Below are 18957 nucleotides of genomic sequence, written 5' to 3'. Positions count from 1 at the left end.
CTTTTTTATGCTTTAAAGCAACGCTAATTATTTTACCAGTAAAAGTTTTCCTTGAATGGGTGCTTGTGCCTTATTTGCGGACCCTGTAAAGGTGATTTCGTAAAAATAGATGCCAGTACCTAAGTTGCCTCCTTTCCATGCCGTAGCAGGCGTATTTCGAAGCTGATACTGGGCATCACTAAAAACCAACTGTCCGGTTTGATTAAAGACCTTCAGACTAAAGGAGGGTTCTTGTTGCGAAGCGCTGGTTCTTTGGATATAAAAGCTTTCGTTCTGCCCGTTTCCATTGGGGTTTAGGATATTAGGGATCTGCCAGCTGATAGCGTTTTCTTCTATACTTATAGGATTCTGGGTATCAAAAATCACCCAGTTGGACTGAGATGGCAGTGCTTGATTTTGGGGATCTTTTGCAATAACTCGAATCGCATAAAGTCCTGTCCCATGAGATTTAGGAATGCTAAGCACATGTTGATTTAAGTTAGTACTGATACTAGTTAACCATATTACAGAATCTACTCTAAAGAAATGTCCATATTCTATTAGGTAACCTCTTTGGTTCGGGTCCAGGCAATCATAATCGTTCCAAGTCAAATCAAGATCATAATTACTCCCCGTGTCTTTACTGGAATTGGCTTCCAAAAGAATGCTTTCGCAAGTACGGGAGGTGCCCCAATTTTCGCCGGCATAGCGGAGATCAATAAAGAACTCGTAGTTATTGTGATCAACAGGATAATTACTGCCATTAAAGTCGATTGTATGACTTCTAGCCGCCGGGCTTTGCAAACTATGGATAAGGTTCCAGGGACCTTGGTTTTCGCTGGCAAAAATATCCCAACCGCCAAAGAATTTTTGAACATTACTGTTTTGCAAAGCGGAGTTTGCGGACCATTGGAGAGTGATTTTTTCATCCTCCAGGACGCTTACCTGCTCGAGTTCGAAGACTGGCGAGGGACAACTACCTATAGAAACAAAAAGGCCGACAAACTCATCTACGGGATATCCACATTTGCTAAGCAAAGTATTACCATCATTTCCCACCCTGAACTGGAGCAAATAATTGCCACTTTGTACCATTGGATTTAGTAGTTCCAGGCTAATTGAATCAACAAATAGACCTGCACCGGAGTCATGAACAGCAATTATGGGAACCAAGGAGCCATCTGGCGCAAAGAGTCTGAAATCAGTCGGTGAAATCGAGGATTTTTGAAGAGGTAATTCAAATTCTAATGTAAGGTTTGTTGAAAAACAACCGACTGGCAACAGTTCAAATATTTCTGTTGGGCCATTACTGTTTCTGGCTAAGCTTGGAAGTTGATAAGCCGATTGAATACTATCCATGGCGTTATTTAAATAGAGGCTACTGGTGTAAGTCCCGTTTTTTAACTGTAAGCCAAAGCTTTGACTGGAAGGGGAATTACATGAAGCTGTAACCGGAATCTGTAATTCCCTAACTGCTGAACCTACCGGAACCCAGAAAAGAGAGACTGTATCAAATCGAAAGCTTTCTACTTCAAATTTCACTACGTAGGAGCCTTGCTGATTTGGACTAAAGCTGAAGACACCATTTTGTTGATTAATTTGAATACCCGTGTTACTTGGGATAGGATTATTAACGGTAAAACCAGGCGCAAATGGAATAATGCTTCCAGCGGAATCACAATGATTTCCAGTTAATGGTTGAGCAAAACGGTAAATAACACTGTCACCATCTGGGTCAATTGCTTTTTGTGAAAAGTTTACAGGAGGAACTCCTATGGGTTGTACACAAAATCCAATTCCAGGATCGCCAGTGAACTGTGGGGATGAGGAGGGTCCTAGAGTGTTATTTAAATAAACCTCCATGAACATATTGGGTGAAGTGGCCATGTTGTCGGAGACATCTCTACAGCAAGGCGCGCTAACTTTAAATTTGAAGTCATGGCATTGACCAGGTAGGCTAACAAATCCTGAAAATTTATGTGCGGCTAAGTCTTTGTATGCCGAGTCTTGATCGTCAGCACAGTCAGAGGTACCGGGTACTATCCAACCTCCATAGCTATCATTTGGAGAGGCCATTCCAGGAGGTGGGAAAACCTTGTTTATCGTTACAGTAATATTAGGATAACAACTGCTGGTTAAGCATACATTCTGAGTATTGAAACTTAAATCGGCACCGCTAGTATTCCGATACCAAGTCACAAAAATTTCATAACGAGCGGTGTCTGTTGGTGTTGGCGAGTATTGGTAATACACTTCCCCACTGGAATAATGAGAGGCATTTAAGTTCCCTATAAAAGATAGTAGCAGAAAGCCTGTGCAGAGTCCAGGCCAGAAGCGCGAAGAAGAAAGCATAGATTAAAATTTTGGTAAAAATAGAACTCCTTGAAGCTGAGGGCAAATAAAAAAGGCGAGACTTAGTTAAGGCTCACCTCTTTTGATCGAAACAGAAAAAGGAAATTTGTTCCTTAAGAGCAAATGTTTACACAGCCCTGTTTGTTAGTAATTTATTTTCTAAGCTAAAACGCTTTTGAATGGCATAAGTGGATCCCTAAATGAGATATGAAATTGTGGAATAAAAAAGAGGGCCAAGCGAGCAGAATGATAGTGGAAGCAGAACTGCTGCAAGGCCTTTTCGTGAATAAAAACATTTCATGGTTGGATTTTGATTAAAAGTAGAAAGCTGTTCAGGCATTGGCAATCCTCACTTTGTAAAGCAAGTTTTCAATTGAGCCTGGGTATGTACCTAATGAAAAATGCCGCCCGGTTTAGAGGCGGCATTGAGTTAAAGCGATCTTAGCTTAGAAACCGTTTGCATTTACGGTTAGGGTGCCTTCCAGACTTTGTGCTTCACCGCTGGAAGGGTTACTCATTTCAATGATATAGAAGTAGACACCAGAACTGAGTCTTTGTCCAGACTGATTAACGCCCTCCCAACCCTGTGCAGCATCATTTACCGCATCGAAATTGGGGTTCTGATACACCCTCTCGCCATGACGATTGAAGATACTCAAGGAAATATGTTCATATTGAACACCGTTCGCCGGACTTTGGATGTAAAAGCGATCATTTAATCCATCCCCATTAGGCGTGATGATATTGGGAATTAGAACTTCCCCAACCGTAGGTTCTGGTTCTCCGGGATAATGAACGATATAGTAATACACCCAATTGGATTCTGATGAATCTGTTCTACTAGAACCATTTACATTGCGCGCAACAACCCGTATTGCATAGGTACCCTGATTTGAGCTATCTGCTGCCGGTATGTCGATGATGGCAGTAGTATCCGTAGTTTGTGAATGGAGATTCCAAATGATTCCCGGTGCAGCTAAATTGGTGTCTCGTTTTCCTTTAAATACATCGTAATTACGCACCACGGGATCTATACATTTATAATGATTCCAATAGACGGGAAGTTTACTTTCGGTACGTAAATCATTATCAATTCGCAAATTGATATTGGAGCAGAAACGACTGGGGATTCGGCCTTTGCCATTGTAAACTAACTGAATCTGATAGTCGTAAACGAAATTGTCTACATAATATCCATTGGGCGCAAATGTATCAAGCCTAAATCGGGCATTTGGATCCTTAATGACCTCGAGAAGAGAAAAAGGACGTACGCCTGCATCAGCACGATAGATATTCCAGGCATCAAAAGAAGCCACAACCGCAGGGTCTTGAAGATCAGCATTGCCAGACCAATCTAAACGAATGTTCATATCGCCCTCCACCGTTAGGCCGTCCAATTCGTAGCGGGGGCTTGGGCAGCCACTCACCGGAATCAGGAAGGTATAGAATTCTGAAAGCTCAATACCACATTCATTGGTGAGGGTGTTACCATCATTACCCCGACGAATCTGCAGTACATAGGTCCCATCCACATCCAAAGGTTGGTTTAACTTTAAATCAAGATTCCGGGTAACCAAAAATTGGCAATTGGTTTCAACTTCTACCACTGGCCGCGCTACGCCATCCGGACCAATCAGACGAAAGTCGGTGGGGTCTACAGAAGAGCAACGTACATTATTGTTGAATTCAATAGAAACAATAGAGTCAAAGCACTGATAGCCCTGGAATATCGGAATTTGATGAACAGTAGCTGTACCATTACTAATGCTGTCATCACCAAAAAAGACTTGCATATTGTAAGCCAGTTTCATGCTGTCGATTTGAGCCTGACTGAAGTTTTGGATAACTGCATTATTGCTGGAGGAGGTAAGGGATAAACGCGGGCCGGCTTGAGAGGTGGGATTGCAATTAGCCGTTACCGGAATTTGAATTTCACGGACCATTTCACCAATTTTTACCCAGAGTAAATGAACGGGATCAAAGCGCCAGTCTTCAACCACGATTTTAATCACATAAGAACCTTGTTGACTAGGGCTAAATCGGAAGATTCCGGTTTTTTGGTCAATAACAAAGCCAGTGGAGCTCGGGAAGGGATTGTTTACTGTGTAACCAGTTGCAAAAGGGATGTTCGCTTTACCGCCGCAATAAGCATTGTTAAAGGCATCAGGAAAACCGGTGGCCTCTTCAGGATGACCTAGGCGATAAACCAAACTATCGCCGTCTGCATCAAAGGCAGCTTGTAAAAATTCAAAAGGTTTAGATCCAGGTTGTGATAAACAAAAGGCCTTTCCGGCTGGGGCCTGAATTTCGGCAGATGAATTATGACCGAGCGTATTGTTCAATTTGGCAGTAATTACCATGCTGCGACCATTAGAGGCTACCAGATTATCGGCTTCATCACGGCAACAGGGTGGTCCGGCGGTAAACTCAAAATCACCACAGATACCGGGAAGGGTGGCATAACCACACCAGATATGGGCAGCAAGGTCCTTATAATCTGGATCATTTACATCGGCACATTCGTCCAAACCATTAACAATCCAACCGCCATTATTATCATTGGGCGAGGCTTGACCGGGAGGCGGCAAGTTTTTGTTTAGAGCTACGCTAACATCTGGATAGCAACTGCTGGAAATACAGATGTTGATCGGTTGATTGGGAATGGTGGCAGGGGAACCGGTATAGCGATAGAAATACACACAGATTTCATAGCGCAAAGAATCGGTAGGAGTTGGGGACCAGCGATAGAATATTTCACCGCTGGAATAATGCGAGGCCTTTAGGCTAAAGCTTAAGGTGAGAAGCAATAGAACGGAAAGAAACCGAAGGAAGACCGAAGTTAATATTTTCATGGTTGCTAATTTTTAAGCAAGCTAGCAGCATATGGCAACCATGTAAAGACAGACTAATTTGTGGGGATTTATGACTGAGGATTAGCACTTTTCGAATAAAAAAAGGCCGTCCTAATTTGGACGGCCTTGAGTTATCGATCAGTTTTATGAGTTACTACAAACCAACAGTGTTGATAGTAATATTCCCCTGCAGGGTTTGAGATTCATTGGAGGCGGGATTATCCATTTGGATGATGTAGAAGTATACCCCCGAGGCTAATTTTTGCCCGGAGTTGTTCACGCCCATCCAGCCTTGATTCTCGTCATTAATACTGGCAAAATCATCGTTCTTGTACACGCGCTCACCATGGCGGTTGAAAATACTCACCGAGATGTTTTCATATTGAGCCCCTCCATCAAGTGGTGCTTTAATGTAGAAGCGATCATTGAAACCATCACCATTGGGAGTGATGATGTTCGGGATAATCACCTCACCCACAGTTGCAGGAGGATCTGGAATTACGGGTGGATAATACACAATGTAATAGTACACCCAGTTCGACTCGGAGGAGTCGGTGCGGCTGTTGCCATTTACATTTCGGGCTACTACCCGAGCAGCGTAAGTTCCTTGCGTGGTACTGTCTCCAGGGGGGATGGCAATATTGGCGGTGGTATCGGTAGTTTGTGATTGCAAGGTCCAGCTAATACCAGGAGCAGGAACGGTAGTGTCCCGCTTACCATTAAATACATCGTAGTTTCGTACCGATGGATCAATACACTTGAAGTGATTCCAGTATAAGGGAAGATTGTTATCGGAACGCTGAGCACTGTCGATGCGCAGATTGATATTAGAGCAGAAACGGCTGGGGATACGTCCTTTGCCATTGTACACTAATTGTACCTGATAATCGTAAATGAAGTTGTCTACATAATAACCATTGGGCGCAAAGCTGTCTACGAAGAAACGAGCATTGGCATCGTCAACCACTTTTAATAAAGAGAAAGGACGTCTTCCAGCATCGGCACGGTAGATATTCCAAGAGTTGAAGGTTGCCACGATAGAAGGATCTTGTAAGGCGGCATTTCCGGACCAGTCTAAACGAACGTTAACGTCACCTTCAACGGTGAGCCCATCAAGTTCATAGGTAGGAGCAGGACATCCACTCACCGGAATCAGGAAGGTATAGAACTCCGAAAGTTCAATACCGCACTCATTGGTGAGGGTGTTACCATCATTACCCCGACGGATCTGCAGTACATAGGTACCATCAATATCCAGAGGTTGATTTAACTTCAAATCAAGGTTACGTGAAACCAGGAATTGACAGTTGGTTTCTACATCCACTACCGGACGCGCTACTCCATCAGGACCAATCAGACGGAAGTCGGTAGGGTCAACTGAAGAACAGCGAATATTGTTGTTAAACTCAATAGAAACGATAGAGTCGAAGCACTGATAACCTTGGAATACCGGAATTTGGTGCACGGTAGCAGTACCATTGCTAATGCTGTCTTCGCCTCGGAATTCGCGAATATTATAGAGGTTTTTTAGGCTATCGACATCAGCCTGCGTAAAGTTCTGAATAGCAGCATTATTGGTTGAAGAAGTTAAAGAGAGTCGCGGTCCATCGGCAGAAGCAGGGTTACAGTTAGCGGTAACCGGAATCTGAATCTCTCGAACCGTTTCCCCGATATTTAACCATTGTAAGGTAATAGGGTCAAAACGCCAGTCTTCTACAATAATCTTAACTACATAAGAACCTTGTTGGTTAGGGCTAAAGGTGAAGATGCCCGTACTCTGATCGATCACAATCCCAGTAGAACTAGGGAAAGGGGCGTTTACGGTATAACCGGCAGAGAAAGCAATATTGGTACCAGGACCACAGTTGTTACCAGACTGAGGTTGTCCAAAACGGTATAGGATACTGTCATTATCCGCATCAATGGCAGCTTGAATAAACTGGAAGGGCTTGGCGCCGGGTTGAGTTAAGCAGAAAGCTTTACCGGCAGGAGCCTGAATTTCAGGAGAAGAGCTTTCTCCCAATGTGTTGTTCAATTTGGCTTCGAGGTACATGTTGGGTGAAGTCGCCAAGTTGGTGGATACGTCACGACAACAAGGAGGAGCTGCCGTAAATTTAAAGTCACCGCAAGTTCCGGGTAAGCTTACAAATCCACTCCATTTGTGAACGGATAAATCTTTGTAAGAAGGATCAGTAGCATTGGCACATTCATCCAAGCCTGGAACAATCCAACCGCCATTATTATCATTGGGTGATGCCTGGCCAGCAGGTGGTAAAAGCTTGTTTAGTGTTACGTTGATATTTGGGTAACAGCTACTGGTAATACAAATTTGGAAAGTACCACCGGGAATAGTTGCTCCACCGTTATTCCGATAAAAGTTTACGAAAACCTCGTAACGACTGGAATCGTTGGCCGTGGGAGACCATTTATAATATAAATCACCACTGGAATAGTGGGACGCCTCTAAGGGGCTAAGGCTCAAAGAGAATAAAAGAACTAAGCCTAGTAATTTTAAAAATTTCATACCTCGAAAATTTTGGAACGCTAATGTATAACAATGTACGTAGTACTAAGACAGTAAAATACTCTTTGACTTGTATAAATGAGTAAAAGGTGATTCCAACTAGTAAAAAAGCCGATTTCATTGAAATCGGCTTTCTAAAAATGAGTCTACGGAAGTGGATTATAAACCACCGGTATTGATAGTAATATTTCCTTGCAGGGTTTGAGATTCATTGGAGGCGGGATTATCCATTTGGATGATGTAGAAGTATACCCCCGAGGCTAGTTTTTGCCCGGAGTTGTTCACGCCCATCCAGCCTTGATTCTCGTCATTAATACTGGCAAAATCATCATTCTTGTACACGCGCTCACCATGGCGGTTGAAAATACTCACCGAGATGTTTTCATACTGAGCCCCTCCATCGAGTGGTGCTTTAATGTAGAAGCGATCGTTGAAGCCATCACCATTGGGAGTAATGATGTTCGGGATAATCACCTCACCTACTGTTGCTGGAGGCGGCGGAATTACGGGTGGATAATACACAATGTAATAGTACACCCAGTTCGACTCGGAGGAGTCGGTGCGGCTGTTGCCATTTACATTTCGGGCTACTACCCGAGCAGCGTAAGTTCCTTGCGTGGTACTGTCTCCAGGGGGGATGGCAATATTGGCGGTCGTATCGGTAGTTTGCGATTGCAAGGTCCAGCTAATACCAGGAGCAGGAACGGTAGTGTCCCGCTTACCATTAAATACATCGTAGTTTCGTACCGATGGATCAATACACTTGAAGTGATTCCAATATAAGGGAAGATTGTTATCGGAACGCTGAGCACTGTCGATGCGCAGATTGATATTAGAGCAGAAACGGCTGGGGATACGTCCTTTGCCATTGTACACTAATTGTACCTGATAATCGTAAATGAAGTTGTCTACATAATAACCATTGGGCGCAAAGCTGTCTACGAAGAAACGAGCATTGGCATCGTCAACCACTTTTAATAAAGAGAAAGGACGTCTTCCAGCATCGGCACGGTAGATATTCCAAGAGTTGAAGGTTGCCACGATAGAAGGATCTTGTAAGGCGGCATTTCCGGACCAGTCTAAACGAACGTTAACGTCACCTTCAACGGTGAGCCCATCAAGTTCATAGGTAGGAGCAGGACATCCACTTACCGGAATCAGGAAGGTATAGAACTCCGAAAGTTCAATACCGCACTCATTGGTGAGGGTGTTACCATCATTACCCCGACGGATCTGCAGTACATAGGTACCATCAATATCCAGAGGTTGATTTAACTTCAAATCAAGGTTACGTGAAACCAGGAATTGACAGTTGGTTTCTACATCCACTACCGGACGCGCTACTCCATCAGGACCAATCAGACGGAAGTCGGTAGGGTCAACTGAAGAACAGCGAATATTGTTGTTAAACTCAATAGAAACGATAGAGTCGAAGCACTGATAACCTTGGAATACCGGAATTTGGTGCACGGTAGCAGTACCATTGCTAATGCTGTCTTCGCCTCGGAATTCGCGAATATTATAGAGGTTTTTTAGGCTATCGACATCAGCCTGCGTAAAGTTCTGAATAGCAGCATTATTGGTTGAAGAAGTTAAAGAGAGTCGTGGTCCATCGGCAGAAGCAGGGTTACAATTAGCGGTAACCGGAATCTGAATCTCTCGAACTGATTCCCCAATATTTAACCATTGTAAGGTAATAGGGTCAAAACGCCAGTCTTCCACAACAATTTTAACCACATAAGAACCTTGTTGGTTAGGGCTAAAGGTGAAGATACCCGTACTCTGATCGATCACAATCCCAGTAGAACTAGGGAAAGGGGCGTTTACGGTATAACCGGCAGAGAAAGCAATATTGGTTCCGGGTCCACAAACTACACCCGATTGGGGCTGTCCAAAACGGTATAGGATACTGTCATTATCCGCATCAATGGCAGCTTGAATAAACTGGAAGGGCTTGGCGCCGGGTTGAGTTAAGCAGAAAGCTTTACCGGCAGGAGCCTGAATTTCAGGAGAAGAGCTTTCTCCCAATGTATTGTTCAATTTGGCTTCGAGGTACATGTTGGGTGAAGTGGACAGGTTGGTGGACACATCACGACAACAAATCGCATTAGCCGTAAATTTAAAGTCACCACAGGTTCCGGGGAGGCTCACAAAACCAGAAAATTTGTGAACGGATAAATCTTTGTAAGAAGGATCGGTAGCATTGGCACATTCATCCAAACCGGGAACAATCCAACCGCCATTATTATCATTGGGTGAAGCCTGACCGGGAGGGGGCATAATTCGGTTTAGAGTTACGTTTACATTTGAAAAGCAACTACTGGTAATGCACACAACCTGAGTGGTTTGGGTAATGGCAATACCACCATTATTCCGATACCAGTTTACAAAAACTTCGTATCGACTGGAATCATTTGCAGTGGGTGCCCAGCGATAATAGATCTCGCCACTGGAGAAGTGAGAGGCTTCAGCTTTTGGATTTCCGAAGAATAGAAATACAAAGGCCAAAGCGCCAATTTGTTTGAATAATTTCATGCCACAGTTCATTATAAACCGTAAATGTAAGAGATAGCGTCAAGTATCCCAAGAATACCCTTGATTCTCAGCTTCAAATCTGCAGATGATCAACTTAAAAATGCCCTCGCTGGAGGAAGCGAAATTTGGGTCGTCCTTTTACGTACTTTCGCAGTTTAAATGAAATTGCGCCCTATGAAGATGAATAAGATCCGAAATTTCTGCATTATTGCTCATATCGACCATGGTAAAAGTACCCTGGCAGATCGTTTGTTAGAGCATACGCAGACGGTTACGGAGCGTGAGGCGAAAAACCAGCTGCTCGATGATATGGATCTGGAGCGTGAACGTGGTATTACCATTAAGAGTCACGCTATCCAAATGAATTATCTTCATGAAGGCACAACCTATACCCTTAACCTTATTGATACCCCCGGACACGTGGATTTCTCCTATGAGGTATCGCGAGCCATTGCTGCTTGTGAAGGGGCCCTTTTGGTTGTAGATGCAGCTCAGGGTATTCAAGCGCAAACTATTTCCAACCTGTATTTAGCTCTTGAGCATGATTTGGAAATTATTCCCGTGCTCAATAAAGTAGATCTTCCCAGTGCCAACCCGGAAGAAGTAAAGGATCAAATTATTGATTTGATTGGCTGTGAAGATGAAGATATCATCATGGCTTCTGCCAAAACCGGTATTGGTATTGCAGATATTTTAGAGGCCGTTGTACATCGTATTCCCGCTCCGGAAGGAGATCCTGATGCTCCATTACAAGCCCTGATCTTTGATTCCGTATTTAATCCTTACCGCGGTATTGAAGCCTTTTTTAAGGTGGTAAACGGATCCATGAAGGCTGGATCGGCAGTTAAGTTCATGAATACCGGGAGTAAGTATGATGCCGACGAAATTGGGGTTTTGCGTCTTCGGCAAGAGCCCCAGAAAGAAATTGGTACTGGAAACGTAGGCTATATTATTTCCGGGATTAAGGAAGCGAAAGAAGTTAAAGTTGGGGATACCATCACTACGGTAGAGCGCCCTGCAGATAAGCCAATTGCAGGATTTGAAAACGTGAAGCCCATGGTATTCGCCGGAATTTATCCGGTAGACACCGATGAATTTGAAGAGCTCCGTACTTCTTTAGAGAAGCTGCAATTAAACGATGCCAGCTTAACTTTTGAACCTGAGTCTTCAGCGGCATTAGGTTTCGGTTTCCGTTGTGGTTTCTTGGGCATGCTCCACATGGAGATTATCCAGGAGCGTTTAGAGCGTGAGTTTAATATGACCGTTATTACCACCGTTCCTAACGTGAGCTACCATTCTTTTATGAAGAAGGATCCGGAGCGCTGTGTAATTGTAAATAACCCTACCGAGTTCCCGGATCCAACTAAGATGGATCATATCGAGGAGCCCTATATCAAAGCTCAGATTATTACTAAAGCCGATTATGTAGGTGCGGTAATGAATTTGGCCATTGAGAAACGGGGTATCCTAACCAATCAGGTTTACCTAACCGCAGAGCGGGTGGAGCTGAGTTTTGATATGCCTTTGGCAGAAATCGTGTTTGATTTTTACGATCGCCTAAAGTCTATTTCTCGGGGTTATGCATCTTTCGACTATCATCCTACCGGCTACCGCGAAAGCGATATGGTGAAAGTAGATGTGATGTTAAATGGCGAACCGGTGGATGCCTTATCAGCCTTAATTCACCGTAGTAATGCCTATGATATTGGTAAGAAGATATGTGAAAAGCTGAAGGAATTGATTCCTCGCCAGCAGTTTATGATCGCCATTCAGGCTGCCATTGGAGCTAAGATTATTGCCCGTGAAACCTTGAGTGCTCTGCGTAAAGATGTAACTGCCAAATGTTATGGAGGTGATATCTCGCGTAAGCGTAAACTGCTCGAAAAGCAAAAGGCCGGTAAAAAGCGTATGCGCCAGGTAGGGAACGTAGAAATTCCCCAACAGGCGTTCTTAGCCGTATTAAAGCTAAACGATTAGAAGCCTAAACTTCCTCTAACCCGGTTTAGAACCTCACGAGCAATCGGACGTACTTTTTCGGCACCCGCCAAAAGGTAGTCTTCAATTTGCTGTGGGTTTTCAATCAAGTTTTGGTATTTCTCACGAGCCTCACCATAGCGCTCCATGATCAATTCCAAAAGTGCCTTTTTAGCATGTCCGTAACCGTAATTACCGCCTAAATAATTGGCCCGCATTGCTTCGATTTGTGCCTCGGTAGCCAATAGTTGATAAAGAGCAAAAACATTACATGTATCCGGATCTTTGGGCTCTTCTAAAGGAGTACTATCGGTAACAATGCCCATTACCTGCTTTTTTAAGGCTTTCGCCGAAGCAAAAATGTCTATGGTATTGCCATAGCTCTTACTCATCTTTTGGCCATCGGTACCCGGAACGGTTTTTACGGATTCACGAATTACGGCTTCAGGTAATTTTAATACCTCCTGTCCCACTCTATGATTTAGGGTACTGGCCATATCGCGGGTCATTTCCAGATGTTGCTTTTGATCCTTTCCCACGGGAACTTCATCGGCATCATAAAGTAGAATATCCGAGGCCATTAATACCGGATAGGTGAATAAACCGGCATTTACATCGGCTAAACGATCACTTTTATCCTTAAAGCTATGGGCATTGGCCAGCATCGGATAGGGCGTAAAGCAAGAGAGGTACCAGGTAAGCTCAGTTACTTCAGGGATATCACTCTGACGGTAGAAGTAGTTATTCTCTACATCAAAACCCAGAGCCAGCCAGGCAGCAGCCACGGCGTATACACTTTCCTTGCGTTTCTCCGCATCTTTTACCGAAGTAAGAGAGTGTAAATCAGCAATAAAGAAAAAAGATTCATTGCCGGCTTTTTGCGACAATTCTATTCCTGGCTCAATTGCGCCCAGGGCATTTCCTAAGTGGGGAATTCCGCTGCTCTGAATACCAGTGAGGATCCGTGCCATTGTGTTTCTTGCTTTAAGGCCACAAATGTAAGAAGCAAGATCGGGCGTACCGGGCAATATTTTACTTTTGCCGCCATTGTGTGATGCGTTATATCCTGGCCCCATTATTTAGAGTATGGTTTTACCTCGCGAATTTTATCGCGATCATACTTTTGTTTCCCTTTATTTTCTTCACTTCTTTAAGTCCGAAGACCTACCTCCAATTCTTTTATTTTGAGCGCCTTTGGGCCAAAATAGTCTTGGTGCTTTGTGGCTTTCGCTGGAAGGTGAATTGGGCTGAGAAGCCAGAACCTAATGGCCAGTATATTATTTGTGCCAACCATACCAGCATGCTGGATATAATGTTAACCCTGGCGGTTTTTCCAACGCCCTATCTATTTATTGGAAAGAAAGAACTCACCAAGCTGCCTCTTTTCGGTTATTTCTATAAGCGTACTAATATTCTGGTAGATCGCTCCAGTTTAAGCAGTCGTAAAATGACTTATGACTTAGCAGCGGAGAAAATCGATGAAGGTTTAGGCATGTGTATCTACCCTGAAGGTATGGCACCACGAGAAGAAATTACCTTAGCGCCTTTTAAAAATGGTGCCTTTCGCTTAGCGGCCACTAAGGGGGTTACCATTATTCCTGCGGCCTTTCACGATTGTAAGCGTTTATTGCCCTATGATAATTTTCGCGGTCGACCCGGTGTACTGAAGGTCGATGTGATGCCATTTTTACAACCTCAGGAGAATAGTCCAGAAGAAGTAAGTCGTTTAAAGCAGCAGTGTTACGACGATATTTTCCAATCTTTGCAAGCGCAAAAGTAGCTCAAGACATGAAGATCAGTTTAGACGAAATCCGTCACTTAGCCCATCTGGCTCGTTTAGAATTCAGCGAGGAAGAAATGCAGTCTATGCAAGGGGATATGGATAAAATTTTGGGCTTTGTAGAAAAGATCAATGAACTGGATCTGGAAGGTGTGGAGCCTTTGGTATATCTCAGTGAAGAGCGCAATGTGCTGCGCGAAGATGTTTCTGAAACGGTCTTAACCAAGGATGAAGCCTTGAAGAATGCTCCGGATAAAGACAGTGATTATTTCCGCGTTCCTAAGGTTCTGAAACGCGAAGAAGACTAATAGGCTTCATAGTGGAAATCGCGTATAACAATTTCCGTTTCCCTTTCATTTAAGGGGGCCTCTTTGGCTCCGAATATCCACAAATTAAAGCGAGCTTGATTGCTCTCACCGGGCTTTGGGACCGTAATGGCCTCACTGAATTGACCTTCGACCCCTTTTTTGCGAGGAGGGTTTTTAAAGCTATAATGGAAACTTTCAAGTAAGTCTTCTCCAGCACGGCTTATGCGGTAGGAATAAAAGGTGATGGAAGTATCGCGCCATTCCATAATATGACGGCTGCGACCATTCCAATTCTGCGGATTGGAATTGGAGGATTGAAAACGTTCCAGAAATAACTTCTGCAATGAAACCGGATGCACAGAGTAATGCAAAACCCGTGGAGCAAGGGGAAATCCCCAGCGCGAAAATTCAATGTCAATCTCGCTGTTTGCTTGATCTTCAAAAGTATGAGGGTCCCAGGTAAAGAATCCGAATACCAAATAGGGGTCCAGGTCTCCTAACTGACCATCTACTTCCATTTCGTATCGACCGTAACCCAAGCTATCTTTGGTATACACTTCAGCACAGGTCCAGCGATTGTCCTTTTCTTTCACTTTTAGGTGTAAATGCCCTTGCCAATCGACCCATACATTGCGGTAGCTAAAGACATTGGAACCTGGCCCTTGAATCTCCGGGCTGGATTTTATCCACCAATCACGATGGGCAAAATGCACACTGTGTGGCATATACTCTCGATGGTGACGCTTCGGCCCACAAGCCAAAAGACCGAATAGCAAAAGGATACTAAAGATAGAATTGCGGTTCATGTAATAGCTATGGGGCAAGGCTAATTTAAGTTTTTATTGGTCCAGTACTGGCTTGGCTCAAGGTCTCTATTAAGGGTGGTATTAAAAGATAGGAAGAAGATTCTATCTTTAGCGGTCTAAAAACTTAACTATGAAAAAATCACTCTTAATGATTTGCACCCTGGCTATGCTGAGCACAGCCTGTGTTAATCTGCCGCATTCGGCTCATCCCCTGGCAGCAAATGCTATGGAAAAACCTGTTGCTCCCGAAGATGAAGAATTGAAATTGATGATTCCGATTTCTGGAGGGCTGGCCTTTTATGACATTGATCCACCTTTTGCGGAGGATGCGACCATGCTCAATGATGTGAATCTTCAATCTTACTTTGGCGAAGCCGGAATAAGTTTTTCTAAATCATTATCTAAAAAATCGGGTACCGCCTTTAGTGGTGGTCTTAGTATGTTTAGTTATTCCGGTCGATCTATCGGTCCTGAAGAAGCGGAGCAGTTTGGAATGAAACGCCGACAGACCTATTCGGGTTATGGCGGTCGCATTAACCTTTCGATTGATCTCAATTATGAAATGAGCCGTAAGAGCAATTTATGCTGGCGGGTATTTAATGTGCAACACACTTTTGCGGCTGAATCCGGCACTTATGGAGACTATCGACAGATTGCGATTGATTCCAGCTATACCTATTTCCTTGATCCTTTTGACAATGAATTAAGGGCCACACCGGCCGCTTCTAATTTTATGAGTACCCACTTCTATTCGGAGCTAGTTTTCGATTATGGGACCTATGGTTTTAATTTTGGATTAGGATTTCTAAACCATTTATACCAAACGGATTTAGGAGTTTGGGAGAGTTATATTTTAAACGGTACAATGCATGCGGGCTTCAATATTAGAGATTTCTACGCCCGTTTTAATTTTGGAAGTTTAACTTCTATCTACCCCTTTGCTGATCCTTTCAACATGAATATGACGGTGGGATACAAAGTTCAGCTTTTATAAACTTGAAACACCAATCATAAAAAAAAGCCAGCTGTTGCAAAACAGCTGGCTTTTGTATTTTAAGGAGAGTCTAGTTTATACTACACCCTGGTCTAACATGGCGTCGGCTACTTTTACAAAGCCAGCAATATTGGCTCCTTTTACGTAGTCAACATAACCATCTTCACCTTTTCCGTATTTCTCAGCGTTTTCATGAATATTAATCATGATGCTATGTAACTTCTGATCTACTTCTTCAGCAGTCCAGCTCATACGCATACTGTTTTGTGCCATCTCTAATGCAGAGGTAGCCACACCACCAGCATTAGCAGCTTTACCAGGAGCAAATAAGATTTTTGCAGCGTGGAAAGCTTCTACTGCTTCAGGAGTACAAGGCATGTTGGCTCCTTCAGATACCGCGATGGTACCGTTAGCGATTAAAGTTTTTGCTTCTTCGCCATTCAATTCGTTTTGCGTAGCGCAAGGAATAGCGATATCACATTTTAATCCCCATGGACGTTCACCAGCATGGAAGCTTACTCCGTCGAATTTATCAGCTACTTCATGGATACGTCCACGACGAACGTTCTTCACTTCCATTACATAGTTTAATATTTCTTCGGTAATTCCTTCTGGAGCATGGATGTATCCGGAAGAGTCAGACATACTGATTACGGTACCACCCATTTGCTGTACTTTTTGACAAGCAAACTGAGCTACGTTACCGGAACCAGAGATGGCTACTTTTTTAGCACTTAGGTCTTGACCTTGCGTTTTTAGCATTTCCTTGGTGAAGTACACCGCACCGTAACCGGTAGCTTCAGGACGGATTAAAGAACCGCCCCAATTGATGCCTTTACCGGTTAATACACCGGTAAACTCATTACGTAAGCGTTTGTACTGTCCGAATAGGTAACCGATTTCACGACCACCTACTCCGATATCTCCCGCAGGAACATCGGTATCAGGACCAATATGACGTTGTAATTCAGTCATAAAAGACTGGCAGAACTTCATTACTTCGTTATCGGACTTTCCTTTTGGGTCGAAATCCGAACCTCCTTTACCGCCACCAATAGGCAAGGTGGTGAGGGAGTTTTTAAAGACCTGCTCAAAGCCCAGGAACTTAAGGATAGAAAGGTTTACCGAAGGGTGAAAACGCAATCCACCTTTGTAAGGTCCGATTGCCGAGTTAAACTCTACCCGGTAACCGCGGTTAACTTGGGCATTTCCTTGATCATCGATCCACGGCACGCGGAACATAATTACGCGTTCGGGTTCTACAATACGCTCCAGGATATTACTGTTTTTGTACTTAGGGTGCTCTTCCACAAAGGGAATAATGGCCTCAGCCACTTCGTGCACCGCTTGCAAAAACTCAGGTTCGTGGCCGTTTTTAGCCGCTACCTTATCCATGAAAGCGTTGATCTGAGAGGTGTAATTTGCAGACATAGATTATGCATTAATTCTTAGGCAAAAGTAGTTTTTTTATCATTCCAAAAGCATGGGATATATCCTCGCTTTAAATTGTGTAGAGCCCAGTATTAGAGCCCTTGTTACCGGCATTTATATGCTACTTTTGCCGCTTAATCTTCCATCATGAATATTTTGATTTTGGGCGGCGGGGGCCGCGAACATGCTTTAGCCTGGAAAATTGCACAAAGTGCTGATTGCGATCATTTGTATTTGGCACCCGGAAATGCCGGTACCGCTGCTTTTGCCAAGAATATTGCCCTTTCGCCAGAAGACTTTCCCGCCCTCAAATTGTTCTGTATTCAGAATAGCATCGACCTGGTATTGGTGGGTCCTGAGGCTCCTTTAGTGGCCGGTGTAGTAGATTTTTTCCGTCAGGATGATGAACTGAAAAACGTGAAGATTATTGGTCCGGCACAAGCGGCGGCCGAGTTGGAAGGAAGTAAGAAGTTCGCCAAGGAGTTTATGGCCAAGTATCAAATTCCTACTGCCGCCTACCGCAGCTTTAGTGCTGGTGAAGTGGCGGAAGCGGAAACTTTTTTAGAAAGCTTAGCGGCACCATATGTACTTAAAGCTGATGGATTAGCGGCCGGTAAAGGCGTACTGATCTTAGAGGACTTACAAGAAGCCAAGGCGGAAGCAAAAGCAATGCTCGAAGGAAAGTTTGGTGCTGCAAGTAAAACTCTGGTAATTGAAGAGTTTCTGGATGGCCGTGAATATTCGGTATTTGCCTTAACCGATGCTAAGGATCATATTATACTTCCGGTTGCAAAGGATTATAAACGGATAGGCGAAGGTGATACCGGGCCTAATACCGGAGGAATGGGAGCGGTATCTCCCGTAAGCTTTGTAGATGATGCCTTGTGGCAGAAGACAGTTGAGCAGGTAGTAGAGCCAACCATTAAGGGCCTTTCAAGCGAAAGCTTTGATTATGTGGGCTTCGTTTTCTTTGGATTGATTGAAGTAAAAGGAGAGCCTAAAGTAATTGAGTACAATGTGCGAATGGGCGACCCGGAAACGGAAGTGGTAATGCCACGCCTGAAAAGTGATTTGTTAAAACACCTTAATGCTGCAGCAGAAGGAAGATTAGCAGAGGAGAAAATTGAAATCCACCCTGAGTTCTGTACTACTGTAATGGCGGTATCGGAAGGTTATCCCGGCTCTTATGCCAAAGGCAAGGAAATTACCGGTTTGGAGAATGTAAACGACTGTATCCCTTTTCATGCCGGAACTAAATTGGAAGAAGATAAAGTACTCACTTCCGGAGGTCGTGTAATAGCCTTAAGTGCAATGGGTCCAAATAAAGAAGCCGCACTAGCAAAAAGCTATGCGGCTGCAAAAACTATATGTTTTGAAGGCATCCAATACCGCAAGGATATTGGCTTTGACCTTTAAGAGCGT

12 protein-coding genes are annotated in these 18957 nt (G+C 43.8%); 5 read left to right on the top strand and 7 right to left on the bottom strand.

Features of this window, described 5'->3' with window-relative positions:
• Window positions 1-27 precede the first annotated feature (27 nt).
• The 4 genes from ACO05P_RS12095 to ACO05P_RS12080 all read right to left on the bottom strand — a co-directional run bounded on the left by ACO05P_RS12095 (window position 28) and on the right by ACO05P_RS12080 (window position 10242).
• On the bottom strand, window positions 28-2331 hold the full coding sequence (locus ACO05P_RS12095; protein ID WP_421751185.1) for a gliding motility-associated C-terminal domain-containing protein: 2304 nt from the start codon (window positions 2329-2331) through the stop codon (window positions 28-30).
• Between the two features lie 446 nt (window positions 2332-2777).
• Window positions 2778-5183, bottom strand: a complete 2406-nt coding sequence (locus ACO05P_RS12090) for a gliding motility-associated C-terminal domain-containing protein (protein ID WP_421751184.1) — start codon at window positions 5181-5183, stop codon at window positions 2778-2780.
• A gap of 154 nt (window positions 5184-5337) precedes the next feature.
• Entirely contained in the window at window positions 5338-7707 is a 2370-nt protein-coding gene (locus ACO05P_RS12085; protein ID WP_421751182.1) for a gliding motility-associated C-terminal domain-containing protein, read from the bottom strand.
• A gap of 159 nt (window positions 7708-7866) precedes the next feature.
• Window positions 7867-10242: a gliding motility-associated C-terminal domain-containing protein gene (locus ACO05P_RS12080; protein ID WP_421751181.1), complete on the bottom strand. Its 2376-nt coding sequence runs from the start codon at window positions 10240-10242 to the stop codon at window positions 7867-7869.
• A 180-nt stretch (window positions 10243-10422) separates the two neighbouring features.
• On the opposite strand from ACO05P_RS12080, the gene lepA reads away from it, so the two are divergent.
• Window positions 10423-12219 carry a translation elongation factor 4 gene (lepA, locus tag ACO05P_RS12075; RefSeq protein ID WP_421754903.1) on the top strand — a complete coding sequence of 599 codons (1797 nt, stop codon included), beginning with the start codon at window positions 10423-10425 and terminating at the stop codon, window positions 12217-12219.
• Here the strand turns inward: lepA and trpS are convergent.
• Window positions 12216-13187, bottom strand: coding sequence for a tryptophan--tRNA ligase (gene trpS / locus ACO05P_RS12070; RefSeq protein WP_421751180.1), 972 nt, complete (start codon window positions 13185-13187; stop codon window positions 12216-12218). The two genes, lepA and trpS, sit on opposite strands and share 4 nt — an antisense overlap.
• A gap of 83 nt (window positions 13188-13270) precedes the next feature.
• On the opposite strand from trpS, the gene ACO05P_RS12065 reads away from it, so the two are divergent.
• Together ACO05P_RS12065 and gatC are read left to right on the top strand one after the other, a co-directional pair.
• Window positions 13271-13996, top strand: coding sequence for a lysophospholipid acyltransferase family protein (locus ACO05P_RS12065; protein ID WP_421754901.1), 726 nt, complete (start codon window positions 13271-13273; stop codon window positions 13994-13996).
• An 8-nt stretch (window positions 13997-14004) separates the two neighbouring features.
• Window positions 14005-14304, top strand: a complete 300-nt coding sequence (gene gatC / locus ACO05P_RS12060) for an Asp-tRNA(Asn)/Glu-tRNA(Gln) amidotransferase subunit GatC (protein WP_210760236.1) — start codon at window positions 14005-14007, stop codon at window positions 14302-14304.
• Here the strand turns inward: gatC and ACO05P_RS12055 are convergent.
• A complete protein-coding gene (locus ACO05P_RS12055; RefSeq protein ID WP_421751179.1) occupies window positions 14301-15110 on the bottom strand; it encodes a glycoside hydrolase family 16 protein in 810 nt (269 codons plus the stop codon). The two genes, gatC and ACO05P_RS12055, sit on opposite strands and share 4 nt — an antisense overlap.
• A 130-nt stretch (window positions 15111-15240) precedes the next feature.
• Between ACO05P_RS12055 and ACO05P_RS12050 the strand changes: the two genes are divergently transcribed.
• Window positions 15241-16104 carry a hypothetical protein gene (locus tag ACO05P_RS12050; RefSeq protein ID WP_421751178.1) on the top strand — a complete coding sequence of 288 codons (864 nt, stop codon included), beginning with the start codon at window positions 15241-15243 and terminating at the stop codon, window positions 16102-16104.
• Window positions 16105-16179: 75 nt separating this feature from the next.
• Here the strand turns inward: ACO05P_RS12050 and gdhA are convergent, their stop codons facing one another.
• Entirely contained in the window at window positions 16180-17535 is a 1356-nt protein-coding gene (gdhA, locus tag ACO05P_RS12045) for an NADP-specific glutamate dehydrogenase (RefSeq protein ID WP_421751177.1), read from the bottom strand.
• Window positions 17536-17682: 147 nt separating this feature from the next.
• Here gdhA and purD point away from each other — a divergent pair, with 147 nt between their 5' ends.
• On the top strand, window positions 17683-18951 hold the full coding sequence (purD, locus tag ACO05P_RS12040) for a phosphoribosylamine--glycine ligase (protein ID WP_421751176.1): 1269 nt from the start codon (window positions 17683-17685) through the stop codon (window positions 18949-18951).
• The last annotated feature ends 6 nt before the right edge of the window (window positions 18952-18957 follow it).

The organism is Croceimicrobium sp. (assembly GCF_965228705.1).
Classification (GTDB): domain Bacteria; phylum Bacteroidota; class Bacteroidia; order Flavobacteriales; family Schleiferiaceae; genus Croceimicrobium.
Note: the sequence above shows the minus strand (reverse complement) of the source record. Positions and strands in the feature narration are given on the sequence as shown.